Here is a 17,588-nt window from a genome sequence, read left to right on the forward strand (position 1 = left end):
GGTGATCTAGGCCTCCTGGCGCGCCGGAGCGGCCTTGGGTTGCACCTGGATATCCAGACTGTCTTCAAGCGCTGCAAGGCTGCGCGAGACCCGGCGGTCCAGAATGTTGATGAGAAACAGCCCCGACAGCGAGATCGCCAGACCGGTCATGGTCGGCACCGTCGCCTTGGAGATACCGGACGCCATCAGCCGCGCATTCGAGGCGCCGGTGGAGGTGATCACCTGGAACACCTCGATCATCCCCGTCACCGTGCCGAGCAGACCGAGCAACGGTGTCACCAGAATCAGCACGCGGATCACCGCGAGGAACTGCTCGTTGGACAGGCGTTGCTCGGAGATCAGCCGCTCACGGACCGCGTGCGCGGCCCAGGAGCTGTGGTCCTGGCGTGATGCCCAGCGATCCTGCTTCGCCTTCACCAGCTTGCGCTGGGTGGAGGCGAAGTAGATCAACCGCTCGATGATCAGGGTCCACAGCAGGAAGGTGGCGACGAGGAGAGCGAGGACCACAGGGCCACCCGCCTCCAGGTAGTCGCCGATCGCACCGGCGATAAACGATGGGCTCAGATACTGGAGCATTCCGGAAACTCTCTTTCAGGCGTCGAGGGCGGTCGCGATCAGCGGCCGCGCTCGGCGTATTCGGCCACCATGCCCGCGGACTGCTCCTCGAGAACCTGTGCCACCCGGCGCTGCGCGCTGGCCGCAAAGGTATGCAGCAGCAGCAGCGGGATCGCCGCTACCAGACCTTGCACCGTGGTGACCAGGGCCTGGGAGATACCGCCCGCCATCAGTTTCGGGTCACCGGTGCCGAACAGGGTGATGGCCTGGAAGGTCACGATCATCCCGATAACAGTCCCCAGCAGCCCCATCAGCGGCGCCACCGCGGCCAGCACCTTGACGATGGTCAGGCCGCTTTCAAGTCGCGGCAGTTCCTTCAGCACGGCATCATCCAGCTTCAACTGCAGGGTCTCGATGTCGGCCCCACGGTTGGACTCATACGCCTGCATGACGCGGCCCAGCGGGTTGCCGTCAGAGGCGGTGTCGGACTTCATCTGCGCCTGCACCTTGGCTGCCGTGATGCTCAGCGTCACCCACTTGTAGATGGCGACGATGATGCCGAACAGGGCCACCACGATGATGGCGTAACCGATACCACCACCCTGGTCGACGCGCTCGCGGAAGGTGGGGGTTTCCACCGACAGTCCGAGCAGCGTCCCCAGTGAAGGATCGATGACACCACGGACAAAGCCCTCACCCGAGAAGTTCTCGACATCGCTGGCCGCGCTATTGGCGGCACCGCCGGGCTGGCGGGCGAGGAACTTGAGGGTATTGTTGCCGTAGGTGAGGTAGTCACCGTCGGAGAACGCCACGAACGGCCCGATACGCGTCACCGTGCGCTGCTCCGGCTTGTTGTCGGTGCCGATCACGCCGGACTCGAACTTGACCACCTTGGCCTGCTCGGAGGCCTCCTGCAGCATGGTGAACCACAGGCCTTCCAGCTGTTCAATGGTGGGCAGCGTCTGCGACTGCGCAATCTTGCCCAGCGGCTCACCGCGACCGCGGTACTGCGCCGACACCAGCGATTCGCCCAGCTGTTCCTTGAGGTCGGCCGCGGCCGCGCGGGCCGCACCGAACAGTTCACCGAACTCGCCCTGGCGGTCCGCCAGCTGTGCCTTCAGGTCGTTGAGGTCACGTTCGTTATCACTGCGCTGCTTTTCCAGACGGCCGGACTCGGCTTCCGCCGCCTTGACCTCGGCACGGATGCGGTTGAGCTCAGCCTGCTGTTCATTGCGCTGGGCGATGAAGCGCTTTTCACGCTCCTGGTTCTGGGCGCTGACCGCACGACGCTCTTCGCGCACCGCTTTCAGGGCCTGATCCAGCGAGGTGATCGCCGGCTTGCCACCCGACTGCGCCAGCACCGGCTGGGCGGTCAGGGCGAGGGCACCAGCGATCATCGCTGCGCCGAGGACACGAAGGTTTTTCATGTTGCGTTCCATTGTTCTTGCCGTGGTCATCGCGCTCAGCCCTGCTTGGCCGCGGCCATCTGCGGGGCCGGGAGGGGGACATTCAGCAGATCCGGCGGGATCTGTTCCTTCGCCATGCGAAGGCCCAGGCGGACATCCGCGAGGAATTTCGAATCGAGGTCCTTCCAGCTACGGCTGTCGGCGTCGAAAATCTTCAGTACCTGGTCATCGTCGGTCTTGAAGACCAGCGCGATGCGCCCGACCCGCAGGAACTCGACGTTTTCGTAGGTATTGCCGTCCACCGTCACATCGCTGCGATATGCCTCGATGGTGCGGCCGTACTCGTTCTCGATCTGGTAGGCCTCGACGATCAACCGGTAGCGCTGCGCCGGTGACTGGTCGGGATCTTCCATCAGCCCGCGGAGCCGGGCGATACGATCGGTACGCTCGACGATCTGGAACGGCAGGTCGGCTTCGACCAGCGTTTCCAGCGCGTTCAGCATGTCGTCCATCAAGGGCTGCACCGAACGCTGCAGGCCCGCAATATTGGCGATGTCGAGGCGCGTCGATTCCAGCTCGCGTTCCTGTGCATCCACCTGCCGCTGCTGCGAGGCGTTGTAGCGGTTGAGCTGTTCCAGCTGCTTGAGGTTGGCCCGGTAGTCGTTGAGCAGGCTCTGTGCCTGTTCATCCAACTGGTCAACCCGCTGCTGGGAAGCCTCGGTATCCCGTGCGGTCTGCTGGCTGGTCTGGGTGGCCGCACCAAGCTGCGCCCATGCCGGCATGCTCGCGGCCGCCATGACGGCGCACATGGCCGTGGCGGCTCCGATCGTCGCAATTTGCTTCATCGTTTCCCTCATCTGACGGGGTGTTCCTGCCTGTTCAAGAAAGCCGCCGTGGCGGCACGCTGTACTTCCGCAATGTCTCACCACAACCGCATCAACCAAAACCACAAATACGGCACGGACCCCGATCAGGCCATTCATTGGCCCAAAGGTCCGGTCGCCGGCCTCTCCAAACCCGAGGGCCTGGAGGTGCCGAGCACATACTCAACAAGGGTGGAAGGGCATCGGCCCATCGTTCAGGTGACGGATGCAGACGAACGGTATGAATAGTCGCCATCGCGTGCGGCACCTTCTGAAACGGTTGACGCGCGGTGCCGGGGTTGCCGGGTGCCTGCGCGTCATACTCCTCCTCCTGCCATCGCACGCTCGGATTCCGATCCGAAGTGGATGTGCTTACCTATAAGACGCACGAGCGTCTGAAATCCGCACCCCCGTCCGTCAACAAGCTGATTTACAAGCGCTTATCGGCATTAGTCAAATCGGTGGCGACTGATACTCAATGTCACATCGCGGCATGAAAGTGCCACGGTGCCTGCTGCCGAGGCCCCTGCCATGCACCTTTTCGGCACACACACGCCAAAACGCCACCGGGGGCGGTGGCGTTTTGGCGTCAGCAAATGTGACAGTGGGTTCAGTCATCACGGCGCCAGCGTCGATCGTCCCGGTGACCGTCACGACGTTCATCGCGATGATGGCGTGACCGATGGTCCTCGTCCCGATGATGCCCCCGCGCCGGCGGATGCTGCTGCTTCCAGCCATGCAGGCCGGGGCCCTCCTTCCAACCGCGCTGTCGCGGGTCGTAGCCATTGCCGTCCTGGTAGCGGCGGCGGTCGCCGAAGTGGTGGCGGGTGATGACCTGATGATGCTGGCGGTACGGCAGGCGGTCGAACAACTGCACCGTAATACCGCCATGGCGGACGTAGGGCTGGTAGATCCGCGGGAGTGTCGGCCCGTGGCGCCAGCCTGCGCCCGCAGGCCAGAACCACTGCCGGCGGTCCGGCGCGAAGTAGAGCTGATATTCGGGGTAGTACACATAATGATGCGCCACGCGGGCACCATGGGCCGGTGCCCAGTGGGGCGGCGAGGCGGTTGCACAGCCGGCGATGCCCATCAACAGGGTGCCGGCAAACAGCGTCAGGAAGCGAAGGCGGGGCATGACCGAACTCCGGTGAGGGGACGCCTGCAGTCTCTGCCCGCCGGCATGAATCGACCCTGAACCCAATGTCAGCCGTCGCCGGCATGCCCCAGTCGTGTCACGACACGCCTTATATCTATGGAGCAGCCGCTGACCCGTTGCCGATCCTGCGGTGGTGAGGGCGTGCCCAACGCGCTACCGTAGCGCCATGGACAACCCCCGCCTCGCGGTACTGATTGATGCCGACAACGCCTCGGCCGAGCTGATTGAACCGCTGCTGGCAGAGGTGGCCAAGTACGGCGTCGCCAGCGTCAAACGCATCTATGGCGACTGGACGCTGCCCAACCTGGGGCCGTGGAAGCAGAAGCTGGTGGCGCACGCCATCCAGCCCATGCAGCAGTTTCGCTACACCACCGGCAAGAACGCCACCGACAGCGCGCTCATCATCGACGCCATGGACCTGCTGTACACCGGCAACTTCGAAGGCTTCTGCCTGGTGTCATCCGACAGCGACTTCACCCGACTGGCCACCCGCCTGCGCGAATCCGGCAAACGGGTCTACGGCTTTGGCGAACGCAAGACCCCGCGCTCGCTGATCGCCGCCTGCGACAAGTTCATCTACGTCGACATCCTGCGTCCCGACAGCACCGAGAACGAGCCGGACGCGGACCCAGCCGCCAAACCCGGCGCCACCAAGACCCCGGCAAAACCGGCCGCCGCAGCGCCCCCAAAACCGCCCAAGCCCGACAAACAGCTCAAGACACTGTTCAACGCCGCGCTGGATGCCTCCGCTGACGACGAAGGCTGGGCCCACCTCGGCGCCATCGGCCAGTACATCAGCAAGCAGTTGCCCGACTTCGACGCCCGCAACTACGGCCAGAAGCGCCTCAGCGATCTGGTGAAAGCCACCGCCGGCTACGAACTGCAGACGCGCAAGAGTGCCGATGGCAAGGCCAGCGCGCATTACATGCGGCGGGTGTAGCCGCGAGGCCATCAGAGTCATCGCGAGAGGCGTAGCCTTGCGGCGATCTCATTGTTATGGCACCCCGCCCGCCGGACGAGACTGCCGCGCCCGCTACGCGGGCTCGCAGTGACAAGGGAAAGCATTGTCATCGCGAGAGGCGTAGCCTCGCGGCGATCTAATTGTGTGGCACCCCGCCCGCCGGACGAGGCTGCCGCGCCCGCTGCGCGGGCTCGCAGTGACAAGGCAAAGCACTGTCATCGCGAGAGGCGTAGCCTCGCGGCGATCTCATTGTGTGGCACCCCGCCCACCGGACGAGGCTGCCACGCCGGCTGCGCGGGCTCGCAGTGACAAGGGAAAGCATTGTCATCGCGAGCCGCAACGCGGCGCGGCGATCTCATTGTTGTAGCACCCCGCCCGCCGGACGAGGCTGCCGCGCCCGCTGCGCGGGCTCGCAGTGACAGGAAAAGGGCGAGCTCGCAGTGCTAGGTAAAGGACGGGCTCGCAGTGACAGGTCAGGACGGGCTCGACGTGACGAATGACAGCGAGCCGAATGCCGCGCCCGGCCAGCGGCGACCCAAAGCCTGCAGTCCCTCCGTCAACCGCTGCCGCCAATCCGGCCCCCGCGCCCACGCCTCGGCCCAGGCCGCCTCAAGCGTCATCGGGTCCTGCGTTGCAAACACCTGGAACAGCGCAGCGGCCTGCTCAAGATCCTTGTTCGCCTTGGTCCGGTAACCCAGTTCGCGCACCCGATGCAGGATCAACTTGTGCACCGCGTGGCGCGACGGGGACGGCACATTGACCACTACATGGTGACCGGCCCGGTCCAGCATCACGGCCTGAACCGGGGCTGTCAGCAAGTAGTCCATGAACGGCAGCGGCTGCGCCGACACCCCCAGCGCCTCAAAGTATTTCAACTTGCCACCTTCCCGCCCCAACGTGGTCACGACGTCGACCTGGAAGTCAGGGTCCCCGCTGAGACGATAGGTTGCACCGGACTGGCCGGTGAAACTCTGCGTCGGAATAAAGCCCGCCTCGAATGAGGTCAGTGCGTCATGGAGGTCAATGGTGGGCGCCGTCGGCAACGCGATGGCGATGTGCTTCCCGGGAACCGCCAGATCCACATCCATGGTCTGATCCCCGCCCAGCCACCGCACCCCGAGAAGGTTGGCGTAGGCCAGAAACGCATGGGTGCCCACCAACACGCCGCCCACCCTGAAAAAGCCGAAATCGTTCAAGCGGCGGATCAACCGCAAGTGCTTGGGCAGCAGGGTCGCGCCCCCATGCCCCGCATAGGCCCGCGCCAACGCCTGCAAGGCTTCAGCGTCTGTTGTTGCCGCATCTTTTCCGGCAATCAGCGCGCGCACCCGCTCCGTATCCGGCCCCACATAGATCTGGCGGATCCGCGCCCCCTCACGGAACGAGAAGTACCAGTACCCCCGGCCCTTGACGGTCTTCCTGCCGAAACTGCCGCGCAGATCCGCCACGCTGCGCGAAAGCTGCGCATTCAACGCCGCATCCTGCAATTGTGCATAGGCAGTCTGTGCGGCAGTGGAACGTTCAGTGAAATGCACAAGAGAGTTATACAACATTATTATTTTTGTTGTATATCCTTCGATATGACCCGCATGTTGGCCTCTTGTGCCAAGTCACCACAGTGCCAGACATGATCGGGCATCCATCCCGTCCTTGTGCACCCGCCGCCTCAGTCAGCAGATGGCGCCCACAAAAAAGGGCCGCCGGTTACCCGGCGGCCCATCTGACGTCCCCATCCCTGGGGACACCGCTCCACACTCAGTCGAGACGCAGCCGCAAACCAAAGCGCAGCGTGTGGTCGTTGGCCTCGCTGCTGAACTGGCCGGCGTAGGACAGTGCCAGCTCGCCGGCGTCCCACCATTGGTAGACCAGCCCGAGGTCCACCAAACCGACGCTTTCGGCCACCGGGGCACCCTGAGCGGTGAAGCGCTCGTCGCCATCCAGGAACTGCAGGCGGGTTTCCGGCTGCAGTTCGTCCAGGGCCTGGCGCCAGCCGAGGGCGCCGTCGAGGCGCAGGCCGTCCCAACCGGGGAGCGCAGTGGCGGCGCGCAGGCCCAGGCTGGCGTAGCTGAGGGACTCGCTGCCCTTGTCGGCGATCAGCGTGGCGGTTTCCCCAAAGGGGGTGTTGTACTGATCGCCCTCGAAGAAGCCCTCCATCGACTGCCGCACCCAGGCCAGGCCGAGGAACGGCGCCAGCTCAAGATCGGTCCAGCGCAGGCGGTAGTCGAGCTCCGCAAACAGCTGGCTGGAGGTGCCGTCGTAGTCGGCCGCCAGCTGCTCCTGGTATCCGGGGAAGTCGATCTGCCGCTGGGTGCTCACCTCGTGCCAGGTATAGGCACCGCCCAGTTGCAGGCCCAGGCTGGCGTCGGCGCCACGCCACGCGGGTGCGGCGTAGCGGCTTGCGCCATACAGGCCCAGGTGGATGTTGTCGGTTTCGCTCTCGGCACGCTGGGCGTCGAGATCGCCGTTGCCGCGGGTGTAGCCGGCGCTCCAGCCCAGGCGCAGACGCTCGCCACGCCCGTGGTCACCCCCGAGGAACAGACCCGCACTGTCGCGCGTCAGCTCGGCACTGCCGTTGCCGGCATCGGTGGTGCCGGTGGCGCCCAGCAGCTGCGCCCACAGGCCCGTGGGGCTGCCGGCATCCAGGGCACGGCCGCGTGCCAGCACGGTATCGCGGATGAAGCGACTGTCCTCGAACAGCTGCGTCTTGACGCTGGCGTGCAGTTCGCCGGACAGCTGGTCGAACGCGGTACGGGCATCCTCGGCGGTCAGTGGCAGCACGGCCCAGGCCAGCGGGTGGGCAAAGCCCAGCGCCTGTACCGCGGCGCCGGTGCCCTGCTGGTTGGCCGTCACACCGACGGCGGCGTAGTCGATGTCATTGCGTTCCAACAGCAGCTGCACCGTGTTGGCCTCGTAGTTCAAGCTGGCATCGAGGAAGGCAAAGTTGCTGCTGACATCGTCAAAGGTGCCACTGAGGGTATCGGCACTGAGGATGGTGTAGGTGCTCAGTGGATTCCACAGGCCCGCATTCTCCGCGCCGGCTTCCACCGCCAGCACCGATCCCCCTTCCAAAGTGGCGGTGCCGTTCACCTGCAGGCGGTCGGCATCGCCAAAGCGGTTCACTCCCACCCGCAGCTCGGCGCCTTCGGCAAAGCGGGCATCGCCGTCCACGGTGAACACGCCGCCGCTACCCTCCACATCGGCAATGGGGGCGAGGTCCAGCCGGCCGCCGCTGTGCACGTCCAGCCCCGCTACTGTGCCGGTGCCCGCCAGGGTGCCGCCGTCGTTGACATTGACCGTGCCGAGGAAACTGCCCAGCACCTCAAAGCGGCCACCGTCCACTTCGGCATTACCGCCCAGGCTGCCGTCCAGTTGCAACACGCCGTTGCTGACACGGGTGGTGCCGGCAAAGCTGGCTGCATTGGCGGTGAAGGTGGTGGTGCCACTGCCGCGCTGCAGTAGCGTTCCGCTGCCACTCAGGCTGTTGCCGAAGGCAAAGGCATCGCTGCGATTGATGGCCAGCGTGCCGCCATTCAGCTGCACCGCGCTGGCCGTGGCAAGGCTGCCGCCGTCGTCCAGCTGCAGGGTGCCGCCGCTCACCACGGTATTGCCGGTGTAGGTTTGCGCCCGATCAAACCGGGTGGTGCCACTGCCCATCTGCTCGACGTTGCCACTGCCGCCGATCTGCGGGGCAAACAGCCAGTCATCACTGCGGTTGAACGCCAAGGTGCCGCGGGCGATGTTCACATTGCCGGTGAGGCTGCCGCTGCTGCCGCCATCGCCGAGGTGCAGGCGGCCGTTCTGCAGCGTGGTGATGCCGGTGTGCAACTGCTCACCGGTGAGCACCAGGGTGCCGGCGCCATCCTTGGCCAGCCCGCGATCCCCGGCAAACGGCGCTTCCACCGTGGCCGTCACGCCGGCCTCCACCAGCAGCTGTGGCGAGACGCCGGGCTCCAGGGCATCAGCATTGGGCAACAGCTGCCCGCCGCCGGCCGCGAGGGTGTAGCCATCGCTGAGGAAGGTCATGCCGGTGTAGCGCACATCCTCGGCCACGGTGACGGTGCCGGGGGTGCCGCTGAAGATGGCCACCTGCTCGTTCCAGGCGCCCTGCGCCGAGCCGTTGGCGTTGGTCCAGCTGGCGGTGCTGTTGTTCCACACGCCGTCGCCGCCATCGACGCTGCCGTTGGGTGCGGCGCCGGGGTTGGCACCATCCCAGTACACCTCGTCACCCAGGGTGCCGCCCACATCGAGGTAGAGCACATCATTGCCGTTGTACTGGCCCAGCTGCAGGGTGCCGCCAAAGCCGTCCGGCAGGTTGATCTGGGCAAAGTCACCGGTGATGCCACCGCCGTACTGGATGAGGGTGTAGATGCCGTTGTTGAAACCGCCGAGGTCGTTGACGTTAAGGGTGGCGTCGTTGAGAGTGAGGTTGTTGCCCACCACCAGAAAATCACCGACGCTGCCCGGTGCCAGCAGGTCGCCCGGCAGGGCGTCGCCGTCCGGTGCCGCAAGATCAAAGTGCAGGGTGCCGCCCTGCTCAATCACCAGGTTACTGATTTCGATCACCCCCGGGGCCCCATCGCCCAGAGCCAGGGTGCCGCCATTGCCAATGGTGACCGCGCTGTTGGGAATGCCGCCGCCCAACACCAGGGTGCCGTTCATCACCCGGGTTTCACCACGGTAGTTGTTGTTGCCGGCAAGCACGGTGCGGCCACTGCCCAGATGATTGACCGAGAAGCTGCCCACCGAGGTGGAATCGTTGAGGTTGAAGTCGAACCGATAGTCCGCTTCGTTGTGGTTGAAGTTGATGACGGCCTGTCCGGGGCCGACGCTGAGGCCACCTGCAATGAGTTCGCCGACAGCACCGCCCTCGCCAAAGGTCAGCGTGCCTCGACTGCTGGCGTCACCTTGGGCCAGCTGTACCGTGCCGGTGCCGAAATCGACGATACCGCCATCGGCGATCACCAGCGTGCCGGTTCCATTCGCGTTTTGCCCAATCGCCAACACGTTCTGTGCCGTCAGCCGGGAGCCGGAGCCAGTCACCACCAGCGTGCCGGTACCGCCATTCTGGCCGATCCTAAGGGCGCTGGTCAGCGCACCTCCGTCGCGGATCGTCAGAAGGCCGTTGCTGCCGACCGTGCTCCCCACGCTCACATTGCCTGGCGCAAAAGTCCCAAGGGCGGCTGCCGACAGATCCACGCTTTGACCTGCACCAATCACCGCCTCATTGGGACTTTGATCGTCAATCAGGATAGGTGCGCAAACCGTGAAGAACTGTACAACGCAGTCCGGCGGCAGGTTGCCGCTGGCCCAATTGCCGGCATCAAACCAATCGCCGGATACACTTCCGGTCCACTCGGCTGCGGTCTGCGCCGACAGCGGCGTCACCGCCAATGCCGAGAGCAAGGCGACCCCTGCGCTCATGATGGATGTCGGGTGCTTCAGCATGGGGATCTCCTACTCATTATTCTCAGTTCACGCCGCACCTTGAAGCGGCGGGCGTACCAACGGTGACTTTCTGTAATGACCCTGAACGTGCCGCACCACCCACACCCTGCCGTTCAGATCCAAGGGGGCGACGGGCGGCGGACCGAGCAACACCCGGTACCGCCGCCCGCCGCCATCAGTGAGGTGAGCACCGCCCGCAGATGAGGGGCATCCACGGGCGGCGTCACTAAGGCTTACCGCAGCGGCATCAGATGCGCGGTGCGGACGGACGGGTGATGCGGATCTCGCCCGAGATGGTGCAGTTGCCGGTATCGCCATCGGAAATGGGATCTGCCGCCATCACGATGCGGGAGAAGGCCGGATCAAACTGGGCTCCTGGAGGCACCGCCGAGGTGTCCTGCGCCCAAGTGGTGACCAACTGGCTGGCCGGGTCGGGCGAACCGCCCGAGAAGCCACAGCCCGGCTGGCCCGTGCCGACCGCTTGGAACGAGATGTCGTCGATGGTGGCCGTAGTTCCCACCACCGTCACCGTCCACGGCAACTGGAAGGGCTGGACGGTATGGCAGCCACGGGGGATGTTTCCGTCCGCGTCATTCAGCACCTGAACCCCGGTGATGGAGATCACGTTCGTACCCGTCGGCGCGAACCCGAACATCTCCACAGCACAGGCAAAGTCCGGAAAGCTCCCGCCCTTGGGCAAGTTATTGACGCTGACCTGCCCGGTGATCTGCACCGGCCCGGAGGGCGCGAAGGTTTGCGCTGCTGCCATGCCGGAGAACAGCAATCCCGCCGTCATCGTGGCTGCCAAACCGAAGGACTTCTTCACATTGCTAATTTTCATGATGAATCTCCTCTTGGTTCACTCATGTGAACCGTGGATAAAAGGAGCGGGGCGCCCAACCGCACGGCGCCGCCCCCGTTCTGCAATCCACCGTGGCGCGCACACAGTGGGGTTTGCATAGCCATTCCATGGAGTTGCCAAGTGCTTCCATGCCGGTACCCGATCAGAAGCGCTTGCGAATGCTGAGCCCGATGAGACGCGGGTCCAGCGTGAAGACATTGGTGGAGAGCCCGGTGTCGTCGCTGTTGAGGAAGGCGCCGGTGATCGGGGCTTCATCAAAAACATTCTTGACATAGGCTTCGATGGTGAGCTGATGACGGTCGTTGCTCACCCAGAACGAGAGATTGGTACTGTCCCAGGCGCGCAGCTGGTCGTACTCGGTGTTGTAGACGCGATGGAAGGATTCGTCCTGCCAGTACCAGTCCACCCGTCCCGTGGCACTCCAGTTACCACCGGGCAGGTAGTAGGTGTGCTGGGCGCCCAGCGAGACCGTGAATTGGGGGGCGTTGGGGAGCTCGTTGCCGCCGATATCCGCAAAGAACCCCGCGCTGCCATTGGGCGCATCAGTGATCGGGTTGTAGGTCTTGACGATCTCGGGATTGCCCGTCGCATCTCGGGACACCACCAGCTGTCCGCCCGGGCAAAGAAAGGCAGCGCCATCTGGGGCACCTGCATAGCCGTCCTCCAACGCCCAACGAACGAGCGCAACGGGCGCAATGCAGTTGGAGGACTGTGAAAGCGTAGGCTTGACCACCATCCACTCGTCAAAACCATCCGGGTACTGACAGGCCACATGCTCGGGGTTGGCTTCGCAGAGGGTGCGACCCAGTGGATCGCCTTCGGTGCTCTCTCGAAGCGCCGCCCATTCCGGATTGACGTATCGCTCGCCGCCATTCTGGGTACGGTTCATGAGATCCAGCGATTCTTCGCCATCCGCAATCCGGGTCCGCAGGTAGCCAATACTGGCGTTGAGCAAGGTGTCCGGTGTGAGGGCCAAGACCGATTCCAGCTCCAGGCCCCAGATGGTGGCATCGAAGTTCTCATTGGCTGCGGAGCGATCGACGATCTTGGAGACCTGGTAGTCCGTGTAGTCGTAGTAGAAGACCGACCCGTTGAGCATCAGCGCACCGTCCAGCAGCGTGTTCTTGGTGCCGATCTCGAAAGCATTGACGTACTCGGGCTCAAAGGTGGGCGGCGCGGCGGCCCCCTGCGCCTTGGCGATCAGCAGCCCCTGCGGCCAGGCGATGGTGGGCGGGTTGGCCCCGCCGCCCTTGTAGCCGTGGGTGAAGAAGGCGTAGATCAGCGTTTCGTCGGTAAAGCTGAGCAGGGGCTGCCAGTCGATGCCGATGCGGCCGGTGGGCACCCACCATTCCTGAATGATGTCCGGCAGCGCTGGATACCCACGGCCATTCTCGGCTGTACCCCCCAGTGCACAGACCGGGCTTCCGCGAGATATCCCGGTGATGGGGTCGCACCAGCGCGCGATCGCCTCCAGGTCGCCGGCCTCCGGGATTTCGCCTTCTTGCTCCAGGAAGGGATTGGCCGCTGGCGTGCCAAGAAAGCCGCCTTCGATGCGCCCACGCCAGTCGGGCAGCAAGGTTTGACTGGGGATGGGGGTGAACACCTTGCGATCCCAACTGACGCGCAGGCCTGCAGTGAGCTTGATCTCCGGTGTCAGCTGGTAGTAGGCCTCGCCGAACAGGGCAGCGGAATCCAGGTTGTAGGGATTGCGGCTGAGAAAGAACTGGTGCCCTTCGGGATTGGCGGCAATGTCCTCAATGCCGCCGGGCTGCACGTAGACACAGGTGGCCACCGACTCCCCATCGAAGCCCTGCCGGATGGAATCAGGGTCGATGTACGTGCTGCAGCCCAGCGCGGCGCCGGTGCCCCCGGGCCCGGCAAACAATGCGGGGAGCTGCTCGCCATCCGGCCCGGTCGGCACCCAGGGCACGTTATAGCCGAACGGGTTTCCGATATAGGGGGTATGACCCGAGTACACCAACGCGGAGAAGGCATTGGAAAACACGAAGTAGTCGGTGGTGGTCTTGAAGCGGGTGTAGTTGGCGCCGAGGCTGAAGTTCCAGGGGCCACTGTCATTGCTGGTAAGCCGCAGCTCCTGGCTGAATTGGGTGGCATCCTGCTGGGAGAGATCCTGCATGATCAGCCGGCTGGATGGTCCCAGGTTGGGATCCTGGAACACCCCGCCCGGCGAGATGCCCCGCTTGTAGGGGAAGCGGGAGTTGGTGGAGTCGTTGAACATGGGTAGTGCGCGGAAGCGCAGGAAATCCTGCGTGGCGAACAGTTCGTTCTCCATGTAGACCGTTTGCGAACTGAGAGACCAGACGTCCGTCAAGTCGAACTCAAAGCTGAGCTCGTAGTAATCCGATCCGGCGCGATACTCGGGTTGCAGTGGGGTGTAGACCGTTCTCAGGTCACGGGACTGCGGGCCGGCACGCAGTGGGTCAACCACGCACTCGGGCAGCATCGAGAAGCTGACGCAGTTTTCCGCGAACGGGAAAGGGACCTGCGGAACCTGGTCAAGTCGAAAAGAACCCATCCGCAATGCCCGCACGAAGGGCAGAGCGTTGCCGTTCGGGGTGCCGTAAGCGCCGTTGTCATTGGGGTCGGCTGGGTTGCCGGTGTCGAACAGGGACCGAGGCAGGCAGCCTTGCGAGTATTGCCCCAGAACTTGCGTTTGGAACTGGTCGGACTCCACATCGATCGGCCCGTTGAAGAGGTCCGCCGGTGAAACGCCATCGATGGTCTGCGGCCCCGGATCGCGGTGACACAACTGCTTGGACGTGCGCAGCCGGTTGTCGTCTTCCTCGAAGCGCTCGAAGATGAAGTCGGCGCGGAAACGATCGGTGGGCTGCCAGGCGATGCTGACGCGGCCGGTCCAGAGGTCGCGGTTGTCGAGATCCGGGCTGACGTTGAACTCACCCGCGGCGAGGTTGGTGCCGTAGCCATCGCGCATGGTGCTGGCGTAGGCGATGCGGGCGGCCAGGGTGTCGCTGTCGTTCAGCGGAATGTTGTAGTGGCCCCGAAAGCGTTGGGCGCCGTAGTTGCCGATTTCATACTTGACCTCGCCCTCGAACACGCCCATCACCGGCTTGTGGGTGATGACGTTGATCACCCCGGCGGTGGCGTTGCGGCCGTAGAGGGTGCCCTGTGGGCCGCGCAGCACTTCCACCCGCTCCATGTCGAGATACTCCTGCTCGAACAGGCGGTTCACGATGAGGGTGGTGTTGTTCATGCTGACCGCCACACCGGGATCGGTGGTGGCGGATACGGCCTGGGTGCCGATGCCGCGAATCTGGAAGTTGTAACCGCTGAAGTTGGTTTTGCTGAAGGTGACGTTGGGGATGGCCTTGAGCAGGTCGAAGCCGCCTTCCACCTTGCGGGCGTCCAACTCGTCCATGGAGAACGCGCTCATGGTGATGGGCACGTCCTGCAGGCGCTCTTCACGCTTCTGGCCGGTGACGATGATTTCCTCGATGCCGGCGCGGCGCGCGCTTTCGATATCGGGCAAGGGCGCGTCGGCAGGGCTGGCATCGTCTGCCAGCGCCTTGGCCTGGGCGACGGCCAGGTTGCCGGTGCTGGAGTTCTGCAGCCGGCGGCGGTACTCCGCCACCACGTCCGGCTCGCCGATCATGATGCCGCCACCATCGGTGACAACGAAGTCCAGCCCGGTGCCCTGGAGAATCTGCTCCACCGCCTCCACGGCACTGAAGGCACCGTTAAGGGTTGCCGACTGCCGCCCCTCGGCCGCATCAGGCGCGTAGATGAGTTCCGCCCGGCTTTGATGGGCGAACGCGGTCAGCGCTGCGGTGAGATCCTGCGCGGGGATGTTGTAGCGAAGCGTGACGGCACTGATGGCCGAAGGGGCCTCCGCCGTTGCCTGCGCGCTCGCCACCCCTCCGGTGAGCGCCGCTGCGATGATGCTGAACGCCACGAGCGCCCGGATGGGGCCACGACGGAATTGGAACATCCCGAATCTCCTCTGATGTCTGCACGGACGCCGCGTTGTGATGTTGTGCGGCTGGTCTCAGGCATTAGGACGCAGGGGAAATGGGAATGTGCAAAAGGGGGGCTGAGGGGTGGGCTCGGGTCGGAGAAACCTGCAGACGACTCACACCACGCGGGATGCCAGACTGGGTGAGTGTTCGATGGCGTCTTCGATGATGCCCAGCATCTGCGCGCACTGGTCGCGGCTGGTCGGCCCTCCCAGGCATACCCGCACCGCTTCGGGTGGGGTGCCACCCACACTGAACGTATCGGAAACCACCACACCAACGCCGTGATTGCGGAGGTGGGTGGCAAACTCGACACGGGTCCAGGGCGCGGGAACACGCAGCCACAGATGGAAGGCTTCCGGTTTGCTGGTGTAGTCGGCCTGCTGCAGTACCTGCGCGGCCAGCTTCTGGCGTTGGCGCGACTCCTCCCGAATGGCCAAGGTAGCCGCGCGTGCGGTGCCATCCAGAATCCAGCGCGTGGCCAGACGCGCCATCATCGGTACCGGCATAACTGTGGTGGTGCGCATGATCGCCGACAGACGTGCACCGTAGCGTGAGTTGGGAACTGCCAGGTAGGCAACCCTCAAGCCCGCACCGAGGCATTTGGAGAAACCGCTGGCATAGAAGGTCAGTTCAGGGGCCATGGCGGCCAGCGACGTGGACCGACGGGCCGGCAGGCAACCATATGGGTCGTCCTCGATAATGGGGACGCAATAGCGGCGGGCGACCTCTACTACAGCCTCCCGGCGTGCCTCCGACATGATCGCAGTGGTCGGGTTGTTCAGGGTGGGGTTGAGGTAAAGGGCCTTGGGCAGATCGGCCGCACACAGGGCACCGAAGGCGTCCGGATCGAGACCGTCATCGTCCGCCGGCAGCCCCACCAGCCGGATGCCAAGGTGGGCAGCGAGGCCCTTGATGCCCGGATAGGTAACGGCCTCGCAGGCGATGGTATCGCCAGGGCGCGCAAGCACGGTGAACAGCGACAGCAGGGCACTTTGCACACCGCTGCACAAGATGACGCGGGAGCTCTCCAGATTGGGCACATGGCGCGACAGCCATTGGACACCCGCCTCTCGCTCTTCTTCATTGCCACCGAATTCGTGATAGCGAAGAAAGTTGTGCAGGTCGGCTTCCTGTGCCAGCTCGGCGATGCCCTGACGCATCTGCGCCAATAGGGCCTTGTCCTGTGGTTCCGGCGGCATGTTCATCGTCATGTCGACCATGCTGGTCGATGGCGCGCGTCGAACCGGCCCGCTCCTGACGATCTCGCGGACAAAGGAGCCACGCCCCGGCTGGGCATCGATCAGACCCCGCTGCTGGGCCTCGGCGTATCCCCGCGCCACGGTAGTGAAATTGAGGTTGAGCGCGGCCGCCAGCGTGCGCAGGGTCGGCAGCCGCTGGTTGGCAACGAGCTTGCCGGATTCGATGTCCTCGGCCAGCGCATCGGCGATGGCAATGTAGGCAGGTTGGCTGCTGGCGCGCACGGCCGCAGCCCAGCGGCTGGCTTCGTTCGACATGGGCACTCAATCCGTCAGATCACGATCGCCATATCGTGCCACATATTGATTGCATATTGTTTCTTTTTGTATGCACACATAAGGCGCAACGATGCACTTGTTGCGAGCTGTTGCGTACCGCTTTGGTGCATCCCGCAAACCCCTGAAACTGCCACTGATATGGTGCGAATGCGGCCATCGCAACGAGACCATGGCAATTACACCAACGTTATCATCAATGTCTCACAATGATCGCATTTATGACCATTTTATCCCTGATTGACTGGCATATTGATTGCTGCCCTGTTGCCTGTGACCGCTGAGGTCCGGCGGTTGCAATCACGTCAATCCCGCATCAGGAGAAGCACATGCCCGCAGTGACAGCACCCGCACATAAGAGCGGCGACTTTTTTGTCGATTACGAAGAAAAAGTGTTCGAGGACGTTCAGGCCGAACCCGGCGAAAAAGCCCTCATCACGTTTCATACCGTGGCATTCGAGGGATCGATTGGCCTGGTCAATCTGCTTCAGGCCAAACGTCTGCTCCGGAAGGGATTCGAAACTTCGGTATTGCTGTACGGCCCAGGAGTGACGCTGGGGCTGCAGCGAGGGTTTCCGACCCTTGGCGATGAAGCTTTCCCCGGCCATCAGAACTTCGCCAACCAGATCAAGGCGATCATGGCCGAGGGCGGAAAGGTCTACGCCTGCCGTTTTGCACTGCAGGCGCTGTATGGCCACGGCGAGCCATCGTTGCTGCCCGGCATTACGCCGATCAATCCGCTGGATGTGCTGGACCTGGTGCTGCTTCATCGCAAGTCCGGTGCCTTCATTCTGGATACCTGGACGCTCTAGGCCC

11 protein-coding genes are annotated in these 17,588 nt (G+C 64.1%); 2 read left to right on the plus strand and 9 right to left on the minus strand.

Going from position 1 to position 17,588, the window contains the following annotated elements; all coding sequences use genetic code 11:
* Nucleotides 1-6: 6 nt before the first annotated feature.
* From JN531_RS01940 to JN531_RS01955, 4 genes are all read right to left on the minus strand, one after another.
* A complete protein-coding gene (locus tag JN531_RS01940; protein ID WP_228347173.1) occupies nucleotides 7-576 on the minus strand; it encodes a MotA/TolQ/ExbB proton channel family protein in 570 nt (189 codons plus the stop codon).
* 38 nt (nucleotides 577-614) lie between these two features.
* Nucleotides 615-1,982: a MotA/TolQ/ExbB proton channel family protein gene (locus tag JN531_RS01945; RefSeq protein WP_228347174.1), complete on the minus strand. Its 1,368-nt coding sequence runs from the start codon at nucleotides 1,980-1,982 to the stop codon at nucleotides 615-617.
* Nucleotides 1,983-2,017: 35 nt separating this feature from the next.
* Complete coding sequence (locus tag JN531_RS01950) at nucleotides 2,018-2,806, minus strand: DUF3450 domain-containing protein (protein WP_228347175.1); 789 nt, start codon at nucleotides 2,804-2,806, stop codon at nucleotides 2,018-2,020.
* Nucleotides 2,807-3,434: 628 nt separating this feature from the next.
* Entirely contained in the window at nucleotides 3,435-3,959 is a 525-nt protein-coding gene (locus tag JN531_RS01955; RefSeq protein WP_228347176.1) for a hypothetical protein, read from the minus strand.
* A 187-nt stretch (nucleotides 3,960-4,146) separates the two neighbouring features.
* On the opposite strand from JN531_RS01955, the gene JN531_RS01960 reads away from it, so the two are divergent.
* A complete protein-coding gene (locus tag JN531_RS01960; RefSeq protein WP_228347177.1) occupies nucleotides 4,147-4,920 on the plus strand; it encodes an NYN domain-containing protein in 774 nt (257 codons plus the stop codon).
* A gap of 494 nt (nucleotides 4,921-5,414) precedes the next feature.
* Here JN531_RS01960 and JN531_RS01965 read toward each other — a convergent pair whose 3' ends face one another.
* From JN531_RS01965 to JN531_RS01985, 5 genes are all read right to left on the minus strand, one after another.
* The gene (locus tag JN531_RS01965) at nucleotides 5,415-6,491 is read right to left on the minus strand and encodes a GSU2403 family nucleotidyltransferase fold protein (protein ID WP_275591473.1); all 1,077 of its coding nucleotides are present in this window, start codon (nucleotides 6,489-6,491) and stop codon (nucleotides 5,415-5,417) included.
* A 202-nt stretch (nucleotides 6,492-6,693) separates the two neighbouring features.
* On the minus strand, nucleotides 6,694-10,383 hold the full coding sequence (locus JN531_RS01970) for an autotransporter domain-containing protein (protein ID WP_228347178.1): 3,690 nt from the start codon (nucleotides 10,381-10,383) through the stop codon (nucleotides 6,694-6,696).
* A gap of 247 nt (nucleotides 10,384-10,630) precedes the next feature.
* Nucleotides 10,631-11,224: a PraA/PraB family alkane oxidation protein activator gene (locus tag JN531_RS01975; RefSeq protein WP_228347179.1), complete on the minus strand. Its 594-nt coding sequence runs from the start codon at nucleotides 11,222-11,224 to the stop codon at nucleotides 10,631-10,633.
* A gap of 163 nt (nucleotides 11,225-11,387) precedes the next feature.
* On the minus strand, nucleotides 11,388-15,212 hold the full coding sequence (locus tag JN531_RS01980; RefSeq protein ID WP_228347180.1) for a TonB-dependent receptor: 3,825 nt from the start codon (nucleotides 15,210-15,212) through the stop codon (nucleotides 11,388-11,390).
* A gap of 141 nt (nucleotides 15,213-15,353) precedes the next feature.
* On the minus strand, nucleotides 15,354-16,754 hold the full coding sequence (locus JN531_RS01985) for an aminotransferase-like domain-containing protein (RefSeq protein WP_228347181.1): 1,401 nt from the start codon (nucleotides 16,752-16,754) through the stop codon (nucleotides 15,354-15,356).
* A 347-nt stretch (nucleotides 16,755-17,101) separates the two neighbouring features.
* Here JN531_RS01985 and JN531_RS01990 point away from each other — a divergent pair, with 347 nt between their 5' ends.
* On the plus strand, nucleotides 17,102-17,584 hold the full coding sequence (locus tag JN531_RS01990) for an MSMEG_0572/Sll0783 family nitrogen starvation response protein (RefSeq protein ID WP_228347182.1): 483 nt from the start codon (nucleotides 17,102-17,104) through the stop codon (nucleotides 17,582-17,584).
* Nucleotides 17,585-17,588 lie beyond the last annotated feature (4 nt).

Origin of the sequence: Flagellatimonas centrodinii, from assembly GCF_016918765.2 — a bacterium.
Lineage (GTDB): Bacteria > Pseudomonadota > Gammaproteobacteria > Nevskiales > Nevskiaceae > Polycyclovorans > Polycyclovorans centrodinii.

Bases quoted from the DNA above. Each gene is read 5' to 3' on its own strand.
- JN531_RS01940 (WP_228347173.1), bottom strand. From the start codon at position 576: ATGCTCCAGTATCTGAGCCCATCGTTTATCGCCGGTGCGATCGGCGAC.
- JN531_RS01945 (WP_228347174.1), bottom strand. From the start codon at position 1,982: ATGAAAAACCTTCGTGTCCTCGGCGCAGCGATGATCGCTGGTGCCCTC.
- JN531_RS01950 (WP_228347175.1), bottom strand. From the start codon at position 2,806: ATGAAGCAAATTGCGACGATCGGAGCCGCCACGGCCATGTGCGCCGTC.
- JN531_RS01955 (WP_228347176.1), bottom strand. From the start codon at position 3,959: ATGCCCCGCCTTCGCTTCCTGACGCTGTTTGCCGGCACCCTGTTGATG.
- JN531_RS01960 (WP_228347177.1), top strand. From the start codon at position 4,147: ATGGACAACCCCCGCCTCGCGGTACTGATTGATGCCGACAACGCCTCG.
- JN531_RS01965 (WP_275591473.1), bottom strand. From the start codon at position 6,491: ATGTTGTATAACTCTCTTGTGCATTTCACTGAACGTTCCACTGCCGCA.
- JN531_RS01970 (WP_228347178.1), bottom strand. From the start codon at position 10,383: ATGCTGAAGCACCCGACATCCATCATGAGCGCAGGGGTCGCCTTGCTC.
- JN531_RS01975 (WP_228347179.1), bottom strand. From the start codon at position 11,224: ATGAAAATTAGCAATGTGAAGAAGTCCTTCGGTTTGGCAGCCACGATG.
- JN531_RS01980 (WP_228347180.1), bottom strand. From the start codon at position 15,212: ATGTTCCAATTCCGTCGTGGCCCCATCCGGGCGCTCGTGGCGTTCAGC.
- JN531_RS01985 (WP_228347181.1), bottom strand. From the start codon at position 16,754: ATGTCGAACGAAGCCAGCCGCTGGGCTGCGGCCGTGCGCGCCAGCAGC.
- JN531_RS01990 (WP_228347182.1), top strand. From the start codon at position 17,102: ATGCCCGCAGTGACAGCACCCGCACATAAGAGCGGCGACTTTTTTGTC.